The sequence below is a fragment of the Candidatus Profftia lariciata genome, assembly GCF_020541265.1.
GTDB lineage: Bacteria > Pseudomonadota > Gammaproteobacteria > Enterobacterales > Enterobacteriaceae > Profftia > Profftia lariciata.
In genome coordinates this window covers 547,369-569,704 of record NZ_CP045925.1, presented here as the reverse complement: position 1 = coordinate 569,704, position 22,336 = coordinate 547,369, and the positions used below count along the sequence as shown (strand labels likewise).

At 20.8% G+C, this 22,336-nt stretch carries 9 protein-coding genes and 1 tRNA gene; 7 read left to right on the top strand and 3 right to left on the bottom strand.

From position 1 onward, the window contains the following. Positions 1–542: 542 nt before the first annotated feature. The 5 genes from rfaD (at position 543) to nfuA (ending at position 7,956) form a co-directional block, all read left to right on the top strand. Positions 543–1,484, top strand: coding sequence for an ADP-glyceromanno-heptose 6-epimerase (rfaD, locus tag GII40_RS01360; protein ID WP_226813600.1), 942 nt, complete (start codon positions 543–545; stop codon positions 1,482–1,484). Further along, a complete protein-coding gene (waaF, locus tag GII40_RS01355) occupies positions 1,474–2,553 on the top strand; it encodes a lipopolysaccharide heptosyltransferase II (RefSeq protein ID WP_226813599.1) in 1,080 nt (359 codons plus the stop codon). The genes rfaD and waaF overlap by 11 nt, the downstream gene beginning before the upstream one ends. Positions 2,554–2,558: 5 nt before the next feature. Then, complete coding sequence (gene rfaC / locus GII40_RS01350; protein WP_226813598.1) at positions 2,559–3,536, top strand: lipopolysaccharide heptosyltransferase RfaC; 978 nt, start codon at positions 2,559–2,561, stop codon at positions 3,534–3,536. Positions 3,537–5,794: 2,258 nt separating this feature from the next. Further along, positions 5,795–5,878, top strand: a tRNA-Leu gene (locus GII40_RS01345). 1,502 nt (positions 5,879–7,380) lie between these two features. Further along, positions 7,381–7,956: a Fe-S biogenesis protein NfuA gene (gene nfuA, locus GII40_RS01340; protein WP_226813597.1), complete on the top strand. Its 576-nt coding sequence runs from the start codon at positions 7,381–7,383 to the stop codon at positions 7,954–7,956. Between the two features lie 1,099 nt (positions 7,957–9,055). On the opposite strand, the gene yidA is transcribed toward nfuA, so the two are convergent. The 3 genes from yidA to dnaN all read right to left on the bottom strand — a co-directional run bounded on the left by yidA (position 9,056) and on the right by dnaN (position 15,853). Further along, positions 9,056–9,868 carry a sugar-phosphatase gene (gene yidA, locus GII40_RS01335; protein ID WP_226813596.1) on the bottom strand — a complete coding sequence of 271 codons (813 nt, stop codon included), beginning with the start codon at positions 9,866–9,868 and terminating at the stop codon, positions 9,056–9,058. 1,511 nt (positions 9,869–11,379) lie between these two features. Next, the gene (gene gyrB, locus GII40_RS01330) at positions 11,380–13,794 is read right to left on the bottom strand and encodes a DNA topoisomerase (ATP-hydrolyzing) subunit B (RefSeq protein ID WP_226813595.1); all 2,415 of its coding nucleotides are present in this window, start codon (positions 13,792–13,794) and stop codon (positions 11,380–11,382) included. A 958-nt stretch (positions 13,795–14,752) separates the two neighbouring features. Further along, positions 14,753–15,853: a DNA polymerase III subunit beta gene (gene dnaN, locus GII40_RS01325; RefSeq protein WP_226813594.1), complete on the bottom strand. Its 1,101-nt coding sequence runs from the start codon at positions 15,851–15,853 to the stop codon at positions 14,753–14,755. Positions 15,854–16,225: 372 nt separating this feature from the next. Between dnaN and GII40_RS01320 the strand changes: the two genes are divergently transcribed. Both GII40_RS01320 and phrB read left to right on the top strand, forming a co-directional pair. Continuing rightward, complete coding sequence (locus tag GII40_RS01320) at positions 16,226–16,399, top strand: hypothetical protein (RefSeq protein WP_226813593.1); 174 nt, start codon at positions 16,226–16,228, stop codon at positions 16,397–16,399. 3,687 nt (positions 16,400–20,086) lie between these two features. Beyond that, positions 20,087–21,529 (top strand): deoxyribodipyrimidine photo-lyase, encoded by a 1,443-nt coding sequence (phrB, locus tag GII40_RS01315; protein WP_226813592.1) that lies wholly within the window; start codon positions 20,087–20,089, stop codon positions 21,527–21,529. Positions 21,530–22,336 lie beyond the last annotated feature (807 nt).

Below are 22,336 nucleotides of genomic sequence, written 5' to 3'. Positions count from 1 at the left end.
TAAGTATTTAAAAATAACAAGAAGATAGTCGTTTACTAAAAATTAGTAAATATTATAATGTATTATTTGTTATGATATCAATGAGATAAAATATAAACAATTTTATATATACTGTAATGTATTATTAGTGATAATCAATTATTAATCATCCATTATATATTAATAAATTTTAAAATATGCATACTAATTAAATATTTAGTAAGTTGTATTAGTATAAAGAGCAGTGAACTATATAGCAAAAATTATTAGGATTAATCAATAAATAACAATATATAAAGTAAAGTCTCTAAATAATAGATATTTTTATATTACGTTTAAACTTAACATTATAGAGTATATAATTATTTAAAATCAAAACAAAATAATATTAAAATGATTATTAATAATATATTATATTACCGTATAATAAGAAGTCATCTTTAAGATATATATTATATACAAAATAATATTATTAATTAATAATTTAATCACTATTATTGAAATAATAAGAATATTTATTTTTGTATAAACTGCGACTCTATATTCTTTAGAAGGAAAATTTTATGATTATTGTAACAGGTGGCGCTGGAATGATAGGCAGTAACTTGATAAAGGCGCTCAATAACATTGGTTATAAAAATATTATTGTAGTTGATAATCTTAAAGATGGTAAAAAGATAGTAAATCTAGTAGATTTAGAAATAACAGATTATATTGATAAAGATGAATTTATTACAAAAATCATAAATACTAATTATCTAAAAAAAATTGATGTTATTTTTCATGAAGGAGCTTGCTCATCTACAACTGAGTGGGATGGAAAATATATGATGGATAACAACTATCAATACTCCAAAAAATTATTAAATGTCTGTTTAAAACATCAAATTCCATTTTTATATGCATCCTCAGCAGCTATCTACGGTTCTACTCAGCAATGTATCGAAGATCGTATTTTCGAAAATCCATTAAATGTTTATGGTTATTCTAAATTATTATTTGACCAATATGTTCGTTATCTATTACCTACAGCGACATCACAAATTTGCGGTTTTCGTTATTTTAACGTATATGGACCACGTGAAGGACATAAAGGTGACATGGCTAGTATTGTCTTTCATTTAAATAATCAAATTCATAATAAAAGAGATTTAGTAATATTTGAAGGTAGTGATACTTTTAAACGTGATTTTATTTATGTGACTGATATTGTAGATATTAATTTATGGTTCTGGGAAAAAGGTATTTCTGGTATTTTTAACTGTGGGACTGGTCATGCTAAATCTTTTAAAAATATTGCTGATATTGTCTGTCAATATCATAATCAAGGAAATATTAGTTATACCCCTTTACCAGAAGAACTAAAAAGATATTATCAAAAATTTACTAAAGCTAATATTACTCAGTTACGAGCTGTTGGTTATAATAAAAAATTTAAAAATGTTAAAGAAGGTATTAGAACATATCTTTCATTACTAAATAAAAAATCTAAATATGCGATTTAATAATAAAACATTATACAACAGCATAAAAAAGATATTGGTTATAGGTCCTTCATGGGTAGGAGATATAATCATGTCACATAGTTTATATAGAACCTTAAAAGTTCAGTATCCTGATGCTAGTATTGATGTTATGGCGCCTCATTCGTGTTGTTCTTTATTAAAACGTATGCCAGAAATTAATCAAGTTATTACCATGCCCTTAGGGCATGGTGTGCTAAATATTAGTCAACGTTATCGTTTAGGAAAAATGTTACGTAATAATTATTATGATCATGCATATGTATTACCAAATTCATTTAAATCAGCGTTAATTCCGTTCTTTGCCTCTATTCCTTGTAGAATTGGATGGAAAGGTGAAATGCGCTATGGACTATTAACTAATGTATATACTAAAATTAATAAAAATATATTACCATTAATGGTAGAACGTTATGTAGCATTAGCGTATCCATTACAAGAAATAAAAACAACCAAAAAATTATCTCAACCATTACTATGGCCAATACTTAGTGTATCTAATAAAGAAATTACAGAAACAATAACAAAATTTAACTTGACATATAATCGTTATTGTATTGGATTATGTCCGGGAGCTGAATTTGGCCCAGCTAAAAGATGGCCACATTATCATTATGCTACTCTTGCGCAAAAGCTTATAGAAGAAGGGTATCATATTTTTTTCTTTGGTTCAGATAAAGATAAAACAATAGCTAACAATATTTATTATTTATTAAAAAAAAATCGTAACAATTGCTCAAATCTTATAGGAAAGACTACTTTAGATCAGGTAACGATATTAATAGCGGCATGTCGAGCTATCGTCACTAATGATTCAGGTCTTATGCATATTGCTGCAGCACTTAATAAACCACTAGTTGCTCTTTATGGACCAAGTAGTCCAAATTTTACTCCTCCATTATCTAATACAGCTAAAATAATACGCCTAAGTACTGGTTATTTAAAAATTCGCAAAGGTAATGCAGAATATAATTATGATTATAGTTTAACCAATATTAAACCTGATGTTGTTTTACAAGAATTAAAATTATTATTAAAGAGAGAGATTTAAAATATATGCATGTTTTAATCGTTAAAACCTCATCTATAGGAGATATTATTCATACTTTACCCGCATTAACAGATGCTATGCAAAATATTTCAAATATTAAATTTGATTGGGTGGTAGAAGAAATGTTTTCACAAATTCCACATTGGCATCCTGCTGTTGAGCGTGTTATTCCTGTCGCAATTCGTCGCTGGAAAAAAAAATGGTTTTGCACTGTGAACCGCAAAGAACGCTATGCTTTTAAAAAAGATCTTCAATACCGTAATTATAACGCTGTGATTGATGCTCAAGGACTAATAAAAAGTGCAGCACTTATTACACGTATTGCAAAGGGACCACTTCATGGACAAAATTATCGTAGTGCTCGTGAACCTCTTGCTAGTTTATTCTTTAATCATCGTTATTTTATAAGCAAAAATATACATGCTATAGAAAGAATGCGTAAATTATTTGCATTGAGTCTAAATTATAAACAACCAAATACACAGCATGATTATGCTATTGTACAACGCTTTCTTAAAAGATCACCAATAAATTATAGTCATTATCTTGTATTTTTACACGCAACAACACGTTATGAAAAACACTGGCCAGAAGAGTACTGGCGAGAACTTATTGCCTTTATTGAACCCATGGATATTCAGATCAAGCTTCCATGGGGTATGGAGCACGAGAAACAAAGATCTTTACGACTTGCATATGGTTTTAAACATGTACAAGTATTATCACATTTATCACTTGAAATGATCGCAAATGTAATTTTAGGAGCAAAAGCTCTTATATCGGTAGATACAGGTTTCAGTCATTTAGCAGCTGCCCTTAATAAACCAAATATAACATTATATGGACCAACAAATCCACTGTTGATTGGTACGCGCGGTAAACATCAAATCATATGTTGCTCACCAAGTAATAAAATGATTGAATTAAATCCTAAAATAGTTATAAATTTATTACTATCTAAGAAAATATTAATAAAAAAATAATTAATATTTATTAAAATTACTTATTTATTACATTAAAAATTATTAATGAATAATATAATTTTTATAAATAAAAAATAATATAAAATATTATATTTTTGCAATGATTAAATTCTTAATAAAAAATAATTTTTACTAAGAATATTTTTTATTTGTACTTTGATTTTTAATCAATGTATAATAATAAGAATCAATAAATACAATTTATTTCAAGTAACTAAATATTTGTACTAATAATCTTAATTAAGAATTTTTTAAAAAATATTATATTATTTTAATAATCTTTATTATTTATATAATCGTATTATTGTAAATAATAAAATATATATTTTTGTATAAATACAACTTATTTAAATAATACGCATTGTATTAAAGATTTTATCTTTATAACTTATTAAGTTAATTGATTCAAATAAATAAAAAGTAATAAAATTTAGAATAATATTCTGAATATATCAGAAAATAAATAATCTTTGGAAGATTATTTATTATTAATAATAATATATTATTTAAATGAATTAAAAATTTTTAATAAATTATTATTTTTTATATATTACATATTGTAATAGGTAATTACAATCTTATAGTTCTATATAAAAATTAATAGTATAATTTTGCAAGTAATATGGTATTAAATTGAATCAATTAAAATATAATATTTACTATAAACAAGTAATGCATATAAGTAACAATAGTTAATAAATAATATTACTTTTAAATATTATCAATAATTATACTTAATTCTTTTGTAAGAAAATAGTTGACAAAATTAAAAGTTAATATCATTAATAAATATTTTATTACTCAAATTTTTTAAAAAAATTTTGTTTTTGTTATACAATATCAATATATATTATAGTAACTATAATATATATATTTTTTGAATAGTAATATTTTATAGAATATTTTAATACATTTATATTATATCATTTTTTAAAAAAATTTATAATTTATATAAATATATAAAATAGAATAATTCAGTATACAATTAAAATTGTATTTATTTTATTTATCGTACTTAATTATTTTAGGTAATTATTATCTTTAATGATGGTAGTATTACTATGTTATTTAAATAATTATGAAATATTTTGTAGTAAATTTAATAAGAATAATACTCGATTATAAATTGACATAATTAATTTAAAAGAATTATTATGAAAATAATGTATAGTAATAACATATAAATGTTTTATATACAAGATAAAGTAGATATTAATATATAAATAAATTAATATATAACACATAAATCAAGTAATAATCAACATTTGAATTGAATTCTTTATTTATTTTGATAAAAAATATTTAATAATATTATATTATATTACTAATAATAAATTATTTTAGTACTTTTATTAAAATGATCTTGGAGAATAGGTTGAACTTAACAAAGATAGACTAAATTTAGTAATAAAAAATATTAATATAATATTTAGTATAAATATTATTTATATATATAATATATTAACTAATTAAATAAATAATATTGCATATTATCAGTTGATATAATATTAAATTAATTGATAACATATATAATATTACAACTAAAATTAATGTTAATAATTTTATAAAAATACTACTGTATTCTAAATGATTTAATAATTAATCATAGTTAGTATGATATTGATCAGTAAAACATAAAGTTTTACAATAAATTGAATAATAATTATTTATCTTTTAATAAAACATAATCTTTTTATAAAAAATTAACTTATAAAAGTTATATGATTAAATATAAAAATATAATATCTATACAATATTTACAATACATAGTGTATTTCATAAATATACTTATTTACAAAATACACCTATATATTTATTAATAATTTATCAGTAATAGTATATTTATTATATAATCTATTAATAGTTATTAATGCATTTATATGCTTTATATGTAAAATATTTATATATATAATGCTTTTAATAAACATTTATTATTATTAAATAATATAATTAAAAAATAAGCTGTTATTATTACTAATAATAAATTTCATTAAATTATTATACATAATATTTATTATTATTTAATAATTTTCTTTAAAAAAATATTATACAATATATGTAAATATAATAACTAAAAAATAAATATAAAAATATTTTAATAAAATATATATTAAATATGCTATATAATAAATTAAATTAAATAAGAATAATTAAATCTTATTAGGATTTCATCACTTTAAACAAAGTAATAGAAAATAATATTTACATGTAAATCATAGATTGATATAATATTTAATACTATATTAACTAATTAATGTGCCGAAATGGCGAAATTGGTAGACGCAGTTGATTCAAAATCAACCGTTAAAAACGTGCCGGTTCAAATCCGGCTTTCGGCACCATAAAATAAATTTTACTTAATATTTTATGTTGTGATTACTATAAAATTAATTTAATTTACAATCTATTATTTAAATATACTTAAGATAACTGAATATATAGTAGATTATAAAAAATAATATTTCTATAAATATAAAATATATTATTATGCATAATTATTTTAGAATTAATACTTAATATTCTTGATTTTATACATTATTAAATAATAAAAAATATTTTTTAATATTTATAAATAATTTATATAATGATAGTATCATTATCTTATAATGATTATAATTGTTATTGTATTAATATTATAATGTATATACACATATAATTAATATAGTATATATTATTATGTAATAATTTTTTTATAAAATTTAATTTTTGTAAGTATTTAATAAAATATTAAAATATATTACATTAATCTATCTTAATATAATCAATAAAACTGTACATACTTATTTAGTTAAGTAAGATAATTCATACATTTATAATCATATATATAAAATATATAAAAGTTAAAATAATTTATATCTCTATAATAAAAATATTAGTTAAATAATTTGATTAATTATTATATTACCGAAATATATGTAATATATAAATGTATAAAATTGGTTCAAATAAATAGAAATATCTAATAAATATTATTATGTTTAAATTATTTAGTTTTTTAATAAAAGTATATATAAAATAATATGTATGATAATTAATCATATAATAATTTTTTAGCAAAATTTTATTAAAAGTATTATAAAATTTTATCTAAAATCATTATTACAGTAACTAATATTAATAAAGAAATTTATAGCATCAAGAGTATTTTAATCAATAGAATTAAATACAAAATATAAATTATTTATTTATGTACTCAATATTTTTTAAGACAAAATATAACTTAATAAAGCATAGAATATATCTGTAATACAATAATATTATTTTTATACTATTGTTGTACTAAAGAAATTTATTCCTCAATTTAATGTTAAATAATTATTATAGATTAATAAGATATAGATCTCATTTATAATATAAAAAATATGTAAAAAGTTTAAAATACATTATAAATAATATTTTTATACTTATAAAAATATTATTTATAGATTCTTAATCTCCAAAAATACACATAAAGTGTATTACTATATATAATTTTTGCTATTATAATATGTTTAAAAATTATATTAACTATAAAAATATTATGTTAATATATTTATGAGATTAATAAAAAATTTTTTAAGTATTCATAGTTATTAATACTTAAATATAGCAGTAATTACTAAATTTATAAACATTTCCTAAATATACGATAAAGATGTCATAATAATTTATAATTATAATTATTAAAAGTATTGAATAATATTCATAATATATTAAGTAGATAAATAGTATATACTATGAAATAAATAAGTCATTAATATTACATTATACGAAATATAAAAATATATTACCTGATAAAGATTTATAAATAATTAATAATTATAATATAACCAAGCATATAATTTATCTATTGAGTAAAATATTGATGATTAATATTACTAACACTGCCCAAGATTATTTGTATCAACTATTGTCAACTAAAAAAAAAGGAACTCAAATACGTATTTTTATTACTAATCAAGGTACACCAAAAGCAGAATGTGGTATTGCTTATTACCTACCTAATGCATTAGATATAAACTATATTAAAATAGATTTTCAAAAAATATCTGTTTATATTGATAAAATCAGTGCGCCGTACTTACAAGATGTTAAGATAGATTTTATTACTAATGAACTAAATTCTCAATTAACAATCAAAGCCCCTTATGCTAAAATAATTAATATAGACAACAATGCTCCATTGAGTCAACGCATTGAATATGTATTGCAATCAAAAATTAATCCTCAACTATCTACTCATGGTGGCCAAGTAAAATTAATAGAAGTTACAGAAGATGGTATTGCTATTTTAAAGTTTGGTGGTGGATGTAATGGTTGCTCAATGGTACAGTACACTTTAAAAGAAGGCATTGAAAAAGAATTATTATATATATTCCCTGAATTACAGGGTGTACGCGATTTAACTGAACATAAACGTAGTAAACAATCGTACTATTAATTTCTTATTTTTATAACTCATCTGTTATAAATATAAATATGTTATTTTTATTAAAAATAACTAAAACAACAAGTTATTTAATAATATTTAATAAATTTTATTAAATTAATTAAACTTAAATAAATCTAGTTATACTATATTGAGTAATAACTATAAGTATTTATGCACATTAACGATAATATTTAACCATTATTAAAAGAAATGTATTTATTTTATTTACTAAGAAAAATTAAATTATTTTCTCAATCTATGTCTACAAAATTTTAATTAATTGCATTTTGATATATGGTCGTTATGCTAATATATACTATATCCAATATTTTTATTTTTTTAAAAATTATTAGTAATATTTATTTTTTTGATTAAAATTTTTATTATAAAATACAATAAAACAAACAAGAACATTTAGTAAAATATATTGTTTAAGTTAAAAATGATATTTATTTCATATATTATTAATAAATTATGATATTTCTTTAAGATACAAAATATTAACTAGGTTAATATAATGAATATATATTTTATTATTATAAATACATAAATATTTTATATAAATAAATTGTTTTATTATTTTAAGTAATTTTATGTAAGAATTATATTCATTTATCTTATATACGTACTAAATATAGTAATGTTGAACGACTAAACCAAATATTTTTATACAGCAATATTGTATTTTACTTATCTCTTTTATAACTCATTCTAACTAAAGAATAGTATAAATAATATTACTATTAATTTATAATTATTTAATTATGCAGCACATAAATAATTGTTATTAATATAAAAAACATATAAAAATTATATTAACATCAATTATGCAATATAAACTAAAAATAATTTTATAACTCATTCTAAAATATACTAATTAAGTAGTAACATAAATTTATTTCATAATTTATTAATATTTTATCGTTATATTCAATATTATTACTATAATATCAAGCACAATATTTATATAGTAATTATTTATAGTAACTGGGTATAATTAATAATATTTAAAATACTCAGCTTACAAAGAACAATATTAGTATTTAAATTATAAATTATTATATTATTATTAGATTGACTTTAAATATAAGTAAATTTTATAATTTATTTATAAAAATAAAAATTTATTAATTGCAACCATTACACCATCTTCTTCATTCGTATTGGTAATAAACTGTGCTACTTCTTTAAGTATAGGTTCTGCATTACCCATAGCTACGCCAATACCTGCATATTTCACCATGGCTAAATCATTATCATGATCACCAATGCTCATTATATTTTCACGTGAAATATTTAGATATTTAGCAATTAGAGCGACTCCTTTACCTTTATTTGCATTTTTATTGAGTATTTCTAAATAATATGGACTACTTTTCATAATTGTGTATAGTTTATAAACTTCTTTTGGAATTCGCTCAATAGCTTTATTTAAAATATCTGGATGGTCTATCATCATTACTTTTGGAAATTTAATATTTTTATCCATTTCATTAGCAGGACAGAAATATAATGGAATTCCTGTGATAAATGATTCATGAATAGTATATTTACTTATATTACGATTTGCTGTATAAAGTACATGATGATTAAAGGCATGAAAATGTGATCCAATTTGATGGGATAATGACTCTAAATATATATAATCTTTATGATCTAGTAAAGTTTCGAATAAAGGTTTACCGTTATTAGCATGGACAATAAGTCCACCATTATTACATAAACAATAACAACCTACTTTATCTAACTCTAAATCACGTAAATATTGCCTTACACCAACAAATGGACGTCCAGTAGCTAACAATATATGTACATCATGAGATCTAGCTGTCAAAATAGATTTTTTTACTGCAGGTGTAATAATATAATCTTTATTAAGGAGAGTACCATCTAAATCTATGGCAATCAATTTAATTGACATTATATAATCCTTAAATTTAGAAAAATAATGTAAAAAACTAAAAATTATTTAAGTGTATTTTATAAAAAATAATTATGTATAAATAATAATATTATATTACTATAATTAATACTCTTTTAAAGAGTATGGTTATTAATATATAATACTTATTATATTGTGTATATCAAGAAAAAATAAAAAATATAATATTTTTTATTATTAAGATATTTTTTGACAGAACACACTAAATATAGTGTAATGTAATTAATTAAAAAAATTTTAAAATATAATTGCAATTTTATCTAAAAACTATATCTTATTATTTATATAATAAATAATATAATCCTACAGATACTAAAATAATTTTATTAAAATTATGTAAGTAATATTTATAAAAATATTCTTTTTTAGTATTAAATAATAAAATATGATATATAATAATACTATTAACATAGTTAATATTGTATTGTCATAAAAAAATATTTTTAATAAAATTACTTAAATTTTTTAAAATATATATATTTATATATAATAATTATACATGTAAGTAATTAAACAACTTAATTATTTTATCAAAAAATTTATAAAAATTAACAATAATTTAATGCAATAGATATTATTATAATAATTTATGATTAAAATTAATATTGTTTATCTAATAAATAAAAATTATCTAATAAGAAATATCGTATAATATATTACAGATACTATGAGAGCGTATATAATACATCATAATTAATGATATACTTAATTAATAATTAATATCTTAAGTATTAATATTATTTATTTTAACAATTAATATGTTTATGTATACTTTGTTTACTTATTTTTTAATCATTAATATAATGTAAATACTACATAAAAAATATATTTATTGATTAATTTAATAAACAATCATTTTAAGACGTTAGCTAAAAATTATTGATCTCGTTATATAAATAACGTAATAATCATTACAGTATAACACTTTTATTTAATGATATAATTAAATTATACTAATTTAGTAAAATCAATCCAATGCACTACAAATAATAATTAAAAAATTATTATTAATATATAATAATTTCTTGTAACGAAGAATATTTATTAATGAAAATAGTATATCAAATGATTTTTTTTAAAAAACCACTTGCATATAATTAATAACAACTATAATTAATTATATTAAGATAATATATAGTGATTATTAACATTAAAAAAATAATTAATAATCACTTTTACAGTATATATAAAACATATAATCATTGTAATACAATATTTTTATCAAAACACATTTTAATATATTTTAATATGAAATAACTATTGCATACAATGTATTAAAAATTTTATTAAAATTGTATATAAACAATATAGCTATATTATTTCTAATAGCTAAGTATATTGTGTAATATTATTATTTAATCTTAATGTAAATATTGCTAATAAATTATTTATAATTTAATATATTTTATCCTATAAAATAAGCATGGATTAATTTAAGATTAATAAATATTGTGTTTAAACAAAAACATAATTTTTGTTATTTCTTAACATTATATATCTAAATTAGATGCCCTCAATGCATTTTCTTCAATAAAAATACGACGTGGTTCAACTGCATCACCCATTAATGTAGTAAATAACTGATCAGCAGCTACAGCATCTCTAATAGTAACACGTAGCATATGTCTTCTTTGTGGATCCATTGTCGTTTCCCAAAGTTGTTCTGGATTCATTTCACCTAGACCTTTATAGCGTTGAATAGTAAGACCCCGACGAGAATCTTTAACTAACCATTGTATTGCTTGTTCGAAACTAGTAATGTGTTGATAACGATCACCACGCATCACAAAGGCATTTTCTTTAATTAAACCGCACAAAGTCATTCCTAAATTACAAATACGATTATATTCTATACCATAAATAAAATCTATATCTAATTTATAGTCGGTATCAACACCATGAGTACGAATACGTATAGCAGGTATAAAAATATGCTTTTCAAGGTTTTTATTGATAATAGCACTATAAGTGCTGCCATATATTTCTTTTTTATTTAAGATATCTACTAAAGATTCTACCCACTGTAGCACTTGATCATGATTATTAAGATTTATCTTTAATAAAGATGGATGATAGATCATTTCATTTAATAATTCTTTAGGATAATCAAATTTCATATGTTCAATTATTTTCTGAACTTGATAATATTCAATTACCATTTTTTTTAAATTTTCGTCAGGTATTGCTATAGCATCTTTACTAACATGCAAATAAGCACCATCTAAAGCAATAGACAGTTGATACTTATCCATTGCATGGTCATCTTTAAGATATTGTTCTTGTTTGCATTTTTTTACTTTATATAGTGGAGGCTGTGCGATAAACAGATGGCCACGTTTAATAATTTCAGGCATATGGCGATAAAAAAAAGTTAATAACAAAGTACGAATATGTAAGCCATCAACATCAGCATCAGTCATAATAATTATACTGTGATAACGCAATTTATCAGGATTATATTCTTCTCTACCTATACCACATCCAAGTCCAGTAATTAATGTAGCAACCTCCTGAGAGGATAGCATTTTATCAAAACGTGCTTTCTCAACATTTAATATTTTACCTTTTAATGGTAAAATTGCTTGATTTTTGCGATTACGTCCTTGTTTTGCAGATCCCCCAGCAGAATCTCCTTCAACTAGATATAACTCAGAATGTACTGGATCTCGTTCTTGACAATCAGCTAATTTACCTGGTAAACCAGCCAAATCTAATATTCCTTTGCGACGTGTCATCTCACGAGCTTTGCGTGCTGCTTCACGTGCGCGAGAAGCATCAATAATTTTACTAATCACTATTTTAGCATCGGATGGATGTTCTTGTAAGTACTCTGCAAGTAATTGATGTATTTGATTTTCAACAGCAGTTTTTACTTCAGAAGAAACCAACTTATCTTTAGTCTGAGACGAGAATTTAGGATCTGGAACTTTTACTGAAACTACTGCAATTAATCCTTCACGTGCATCATCACCGGTAATGCTAACTTTGGTTTTCTTACTGTAACCTTCTTTTTCCATATAACTATTTAAGGTACGTGTCATACCAGCACGAAATCCAGCTAAATGAGTACCACCATCTCGCTGTGGAATATTATTAGTAAAACAATAAATATTTTCTTGAAAACCATCGTTCCATTGCAGTGCTATTTCTACACCAATATTATTTTTAATAGTTGAGCAATAAAATATGTTTGGATGAATAGATTTTTTATTCTTATTCATATATTCTATAAAAGCTTTAATACCTCCTACATAATGAAAATAATCCGTACGATAATTACGATAATCATGTAGACGAATAGAAATACCAGAATTCAAAAAAGATAATTCACGTAGTCGTTTAGCTAAAATTTCATATTGAAATTCAGTATTCTTAGAAAAAGTCTTTTTACTTGGCCAAAAACGTATGATTGTACCAGTATCAGTTGTATTTCCAGTAACTTTTAAAGGAAATTGCGGTATACCATATTTATATATTTGTTCGTAAATTTTACCTTCACGACGAATTATTAATTCAAGTCTTTCAGATAAAGCATTCACTACAGAAATACCTACGCCGTGTAAACCACCAGACACTTTATATGAATTATCATCAAACTTACCACCAGCATGTAGCATAGTCATAATAACTTCAGCTGCTGATACTCCTTCTTCTTTATGTAATCCGGTTGGAATGCCACGACCATCATCTTGCACTGATACAGAATTATCATTATGAATAATGACAATAATATCTTTACAGAAGCCAGCAAGAGCTTCATCGATTGCATTATCCACTACTTCAAATACCATATGATGCATACCAGTACCATCATCAGTATCACCAATATACATGCCAGGACGTTTACGAACAGCATCTAACCCTTTTAATACTTTAATACTTGAGGAGTCATAAGTATTTAACATCAGCCTTTCTCATTCATTGAAGATATAATTAAACTACTATTGTACCTTATTGAAGAAACATATTATTATTTATAATAAATTTATATATAAAATATTTATTGCGTATTGAAATATTTATTTATTTCAAATAAATAAGGCAGTAAATTTAGGTAATTAGAATATTTTATTTTTTAAAGATTAAACTCTTAATAAGAAATAAATTATAGTCATCAATATACTAGTTCAATGTAATTAACTTATATAAGTTGTAGTACATATATAATATAACCAAATATTTTTATGAGGGTATAAATATTTAACAAGTATATCTTCTTATGTTTTTTAAGTATCATATAATTTGTAATTAACCATTACTGTATAATAAATAAATTTACTATAATTATAATGAAATAATAATTATAATTATATTGTATATTATTTATTTTAATTTGGTTTTCTATAAAAAACAACATAGTTACAATTAATAAAATTAATTTATATAATTAAATATTGATTTAATATTTTGGGTATTAAAAATGATAAATTTGTTAGTCATGTTAATAACATGATGTTAGGTGCTGAAAAATAATAAACCAATTTTTGATTATCTTACTAATAATATGGTTAGTGTGTACTGATAATGATTCATTATTAAAAATAACGAACTATCATTAATTACTATGAGTAATATCTTAGTTTAGCAAAATACTAAATGCAATATTAATAATATTGTATGCATTACATAAATAAAACTTTATTTTTATAAAATTTACACATATATTAGATTTCTTTAAAAAAATTATATAAGGTATATCGTAACATACATGAAAATTATATTTTATATTTTCTTGTAAAAATAATTATAGATAATTAAATAAGTTATATATATTATATTATTCATAGTATATAAAAAATTTGTGCATATCGAACATAAAATACAATACAATTAAAATAATTAATCAATCTTATTGATTATACGTTATAAACGTATTGGCATAATAACATACGTTGTTGACTTAGCGTGTGCATTTTTAATTTGTACACTGGATAATTCATCAGTTAGCAATATATATATATCTTCACATTTTAGTACGTTTAGTACATCTAGAACGTAATTAACATTAAAACCAATCTCTAAATCTGTGCCTTCATAAATAACGTCTAAAAGTTCTTCTGCTTCTTCTTGTGCTGAGTTGTTGGCTGTAATTTTTAGTTGTTTTTTACTAATGTATAAGCGTACACCACGAAACTTTTCATTTGATAAAATTGCCGCTCTAGTAAAAGCTTGTTTTAATGCATTACAATTAACTTTTAGTATTTTATTTGGATTTGCTGGTAATACATTAAGATAATTTGGAAAACGACCATCAATTAACTTAGAAGTAAAGATAAAATTACCTATATTGACACGAATATTATTACGACTAATTTGCAAGCATAATAATTTTTCTTCACCTTCTAATAAACGATATAGCTCTATTACACTTTTACGAGGAATAATGATAGAATAACTTGGTAAACTATATTCTATTGACATAGAGCATACTGCAAGACGATGACCATCAGTTGCAACAGTACGTAATTCTTGACCTTCAGTTTGAAAGAACATACCATTCAAATAGTATCGAACATCTTGATGGGCCATAGAAAATTGAGTTGTATCAATCATTTTTTTTAGCATTGTTTGTGACATACTAAATTCTAATTCACTTCGCCAATCATCTAAATTAGGAAAATCAACAGCTGGCATAGTAGCTAAATAAAAACTACTACGACCTGAATGCACTAAAATGCGATCATTTTTTAAAATCACAGTTATTTCTACATGATCCGGTAAACCACGACAAATATCAAAAAATTTACGTGCAGAAACTGTTATTTTACCTATTATATAATCTTGTAAAATAGGAATACGAACAATGACTTCTACTTCTAAATCAGTAACTGTTAATAATATATAACCATCTTTAACTTGTAAAAGCAGATTACCTAGAATGGGTAAAGTTGGTCTATTATTCCTTGTACTAATAACCTGCTGCAATGGTTTTAACAAATGTTCACGCTTAACAATACATTTCATATAGCTATATATCACTATTATTTTTTGTAAAAAGGATAATGTTCTAATTAAATTAGAAAATTTTTTTTATGTCTTAATTTTCTTCACGTAATCAATTAATTATACGGCAGGAATACAATATTATTGTATGTTACGTCTACTAAAAATATTATCTATTTCTAGTATACTATAATTAGTTAACTTGTTTGCTAATGCCATGGTTATTTAACTAGGACAAATAACAGCTCTAGAGCTAAACTTAAAAAGTAAATCTACTGATTTAATATTTATAATATTTAGCTACTATTTTCTGAAAATTATTAATAGTAACTATTTTCTTGCATAACAATAAAGTCATTTAGTAATTTACGTAGACTATTTAATAATAAGTGTATGACTGGTAACACTAGTATTGGTAATAACTCTATTGAATGTTTTTTAAGTTCACGCATATTAGAACATCATTTATTAACAATAAAAAATGCAACTTCTTTAGAAAAATATACATTGTATGTATTGGCCTGTTTTATTAAAATTATAATACTTGTTTCTAATTCTAGTGGATAAAGAGCTCAATTATACCTCATTTAAGTCATTATTTGAAACGATTTTCTACATCCTGTATATCTTTTAGATAACCATCTGATATTAGAATAATCTATTGATTACCTTTAAGTAATTGATTAAAAGTATAAAAAATTCTTCCTAAGAATATTTCTTTTAGCAATAAACTAAATATTACTCAATAAATAGTGTATCAACAGAACGGTAATAATATTTAAAATTTTCTATTGAATGATTTTTAAATCTTTTACCATATTTTATACAAAATGCTTAGAATGTAAATAAATGACTTTTGCGTTAATTTTACTTACAATCATATTGTTACTCATAACATGTAAAAATGTGCTTTTTCTAATCTTATACTACGATATAAAAGAATGGATTATAAAATTATACTTAAAGTATTAGCTACTTAAAGTGCTATTGCAAAAGCTAATAGGTTAGATTTATTTTTAATAAAATTATTATAGTTATATTTAACATGTAAATTTAATTGATAAGATATATTATATTTAACGAATTATTTATCTCAATCAATCTTAATAAATATAGATATATAAGTAGCAATTTGAATTATTGGGTTTACAGTATTAGTAGTAACTGTATTTAGATTAATTATAGTGGTCATTACAAATGTCATTTTAATCTTCAAATTTATAAATAATATATTTCTGTTACAATAGTGATATAATAGTATATTAATCTTATTAAGATATTTATCATGTACTCAATATAATATAAAGTTATTATCAGGCATAAAGTTCCGAAATATTATTACTGAATTCTGCTTGCAAAGATAGCAAATAAATCATCTTACAATGTGATTAGACACTGTTGCCAAAGAGAAGATAACACTATTAACTTTTATTAGAACAAGATCAAAAAATAAATTAAATAGAATATTTCTATTAATAATAATGTTCTCTTAAAACTTATTTAAGATTTATTTTAAGTAAAAATTACGAAATCTTAATTAATAAAAACAATATCAATAAGTTATTGATAGATTAATCGTCATATAAGAATATCTTTGCATCTAATATATAAATATTATTATATTGATAATGTCAAAAACTATTTTTTAAAATAGTCAATAAACTTATAATCAAACGAATCATATAATAATATCTTTTATCTTGCGTATAATTTAAAATTATTATTAATTAAGAATTACCTTAACCAGGTAATTATATAATCTTTTACTATAGAATAAAAGATCTTATTGCTAATATAGATTTAGTCATTATTATCTTTATAACTTTATGTGTAAAATATGTTTTTAAAGAAAATATATAATTATTGAATGATTTTTTTATAACAAAGATTTAATAAAATTAGACTAATAGATAATATATTAAAATATTCAGATCTTTAAAGAAAAGACACCGAAATATTGTTTAATATATATAGTTATCTTATTATATCTACAACATCTTTATAAAGAGTTAGTTATAATTACAATATATAAAAATACTAAAAAATAAAATTATTTTTTAACTACATAAAATTTAGTTATATTATTGTACGCAAAATTATTATAAAAATTTTTTATATTATATAAAATAAATAAAAAATATTAATACATAGCTATTACTTGTACAGTTATTTTGTAAAAAATATTCATAATTTTCATGACAGTTATATATAATTAAATTATATTTTTTATGAACAATAAATTTAGTTTATATGCGATTGGATATGTTATCATGATTAATTATAAAATAATTAATAATTTATTTTAATTAATATAATAGTATTATAAAATATATAAAATAAAATTATTAAGTAATATACATAAATTATTTTTTTTAAAAAAATAATATTTATTGAATGTCCTAATTATCTAAATTAATTTTAGAGATCATTATTATATTACATATAATAATATACTAAAACTAATAAGATCTCTATAATATCATATTTATTGAACGTAAATATCTTTAATTGATTATATATGCTGCAGAAAAGTAAATATTTTATTGATAAAAATACTTTATACATATAAATCATTAATTTACTAAATATAATTATTTGAATTTAATAAATGTCAGTCATGATTTTTTAATAAAATTATTCAAGTAATGTCTTATTTTAATGTCATTAATTGTATATTATATAATATTTTCTTTAAAAATATAAGATATATAAGGATTATATATGATGTATATATAACATTATAATTAATGTAATCTTTTATATACTATGTTAACATTTTAATACAATATGCAATTAAATTACTAAAAATTCTGTACAAATATATAATAGATAAATTATGTTTTATATTATAAAATACTCAACGATATACAGTATATATTAACTTACAAAAAATAATATTTTAAATTATATCTAAAATATAATATTACTCATCATATATATAATATATAAATGTATTCTATAAAAATATTATATATAATTTTTATAACATTACATGCATAACATTTAGTTAAAAGTTATATATTACATATATTTATATCTCTCTTTAACTATCTATACAAATGATTAATAATTAATTAAACATATAATGCCATATATTAATTATTATGTACAATATAATAATTTAAAAGATATTCCATTACGCATATATTATTATTTTATAATAAAAATATTTTTTCAGCTTAATATTATTTAGAATAAATGATCTATTTTTACTAAAGAGTAGATATTAATCTATTATTTTAAAAATTATTTATCAAGTAAATTATTCATATAAATATATTTAATAGGATAATGTATTTATTATTACTATAAATTTGATGTTACTATTTATTATATTAATAAATATTAGTTTAATTAACAATTATAATATATTATTATTTATAATGCATATTAGTATATGCGATACAGCAATAACTATATAATTAGTTATTCAGTACATTTATAATCAATAATTACTAATTAATAGTATGAATAAAATAATATTATATTTTTATATAAATTATCTAGAAAAAGTTTATCAATAGCATTGTAATAGCTAAACAATAATATTAATATATTTAATAACTAGTATATTTAGAATAATTTATTTAGAAATTAGATAATATAAAAATATTTTTTAAATTTTTTATTCTACTAAATATATTTTATTACTATATTAATAAATATTATTTTACTAATAATTATTCTATTTCTATACAATACATATATAATAAAATATTATTAATATAATATATTAGTATATATGTAATAATTTTATTAAATAAAATCTAAAAATATATATTCTATATTAAATATATTAATTGTTTATATTGTTATTTTTTTACTCATGAGATAAAATATATTATATAATATATAATAAGTATATGATAAATATAGATTTATAATATTTCGCATCTTATAAAGATGTATCAAATTTCTTACTTAAACTATAAAAAATAATATTATTTTTTATTAAGTTAATTTATAATATTTAAAAAATATTAAAATAATTATATAAATAATAATATTCTTAGTAAGCATATATAACTTTATATTATACATATAATAACTAATATATTGATATTATATAATAATTTAATTATTTATATGCTATATAATGAACTATCTAATTAAACATCAGCATTACCTAACTACTATATTATAATAATCAAATAACTATTATTACATTTATTTATCTTAAAAAATAGTTCTTGTAATTAACATCAGAATAAAATATTTTTTAAGTATACTTTTACTTTTAATCAGGAAGCATTAATGAATGTAACAAATGTAGTATGGTTTCGTAACGATTTAAGGACCATTGATAACAAAGCTTTACATGAAGCTTGCAAAAACCCTAATTCTAGGGTTATCTGTCTATATATTGCAACTCCAGAACAATGGAAGCAACACAATATCTCTCCTCGTCAGGCAACATTTATTCATCAGAATTTATATTATCTAGCACATAATTTAACAAAAAAAAATATTCCACTATTTTATCATCAGTGTACTAATTTTGCTGCAATAGCACAGTGGATATTACTTTTTTGCATAAAACATAAAGCGATAAATCTTTTTTATAATAAACAATATGCACTGAATGAAAGAAGAAGAGATGATATGGTTACTCAGTCTCTTATAGGGGTATGTAAAGTTCAGTCATTTGATGATGCATTATTACTTCCACCAGGCAGTGTTTTGAATAATCATGGAGAAATGTATAAAGTATTTAGTTTATTTCGTAAGGTTTTTTTACAAACCCTCAACCATACAGATACATGTTCTTTGCCATCTCCAAAAAAAAGAAATCAAATTTCCAATGTTATAAGAATCCAGCCATTTGATTATCCTAGACAACAATTAGATTGTAAATTATTCCCTGCAGGAGAATCAGCTGCGTTAGAAAAATTGCATATATTTTGCTGTGAGCGTGTAGCATTGTATGCTAAACAGAGAGATATACCATCTATTAATGGTACTAGCATATTATCTCCTTATTTAACAATTGGAGTGTTATCACCACGTCAGTGTTTAAACGAATTATTAAATAAATATCCAAAAGCATTAAATCTTAATAAAGATAGCGGTGCATTTATATGGTTTAATGAGCTTATTTGGCGAGAATTTTATTATCATTTATTAATGGCTTATCCTAAAATATGTTGTAATCAATCTTTTATTGATTGGACTGATAATATTTGTTGGCATAACCAAAAAGAACATTTAATAGCCTGGCAAGAAGGAAAAACTGGTTATCCTATTATTGATGCAGCTATGCGGCAATTAAATTATATTGGTTGGATGCATAATAGATTAAGAATGATTACGGCTAGTTTTTTAGTTAAAGATTTATTAATTAACTGGAGATTAGGTGAACATTATTTTATGTCTAAATTATTAGATGGAGATTTAGCAGCAAACAATGGAGGTTGGCAATGGGCTGCATCTTCTGGAACAGATGCGGTACCTTATTTTCGTATTTTTAATCCTATCACTCAAGGAAAACGTTTTGATAAAAACGGTACTTTTATAAGACGTTGGCTTCCCGAATTAGCTAATGTACCAGACAAAAATATTCATCAACCATATCAATGGGCAATTAAAGAAAATACAGTACTAAATTATCCATATCCTATTATTGATCATACTATTGCAAGACGCCAAACTATTCAAGTTTTTAAGCAAGCTAAAATAAATATAACATTTAAAAAATAATAATATTAATTATATTATCATTAAATAGATACTAATATTTAGTTATGATCAATTTATTTTATATAATATCACTAATATATTTTTTAGTAAAGTAATACTTCTGTTTATTATGCTAGTCATATGAATAATCTAAAAGATTAGTATTATATTGAATATAATGCATTGATATTTATATTTTATATAAAATAATAAATATTATTTACTATGATTATTAAATTCATTTAAAATATTACAACATAGATATTATGATGTACAAGATAAAATATAATAATATATTAAATACTTTTTATATTGTTAATTTGAATAATATATATAATATAAATTATAAAAGCAATAAAAATAATCAGTAAAGAAATATTACATTAATTACTTATTTAGATTATTTACAATACTTACATAATATATTAAACGATTAAAAAAGAAAAATTTATAATTATATAAATAAAATAAGAACATAATATAATATATATTAAATAATAATTTAATGTACAAATAAAAAATATCTTTTAATAAAAATTAATGCAATCTGCTAAAATATACAATATAAATTACTATATAATATAAAATATAATATTAGTGATTTATAATATATTTGATAATCGAGATATAATTTATATTTCTTTATTACTGATACGTTACTAAATATCAAATAACATAATAATATAATAAATATTAATATATAGCTAAAAAGTAAAATGTAGTATAAAAAATGAATATCATTAAATAATAATATTTTATTACTAATTTTTATGAAATTTAATAATAAATCTTTTAAATATAAAATGTTTAGAACAGTTATAAATGTTA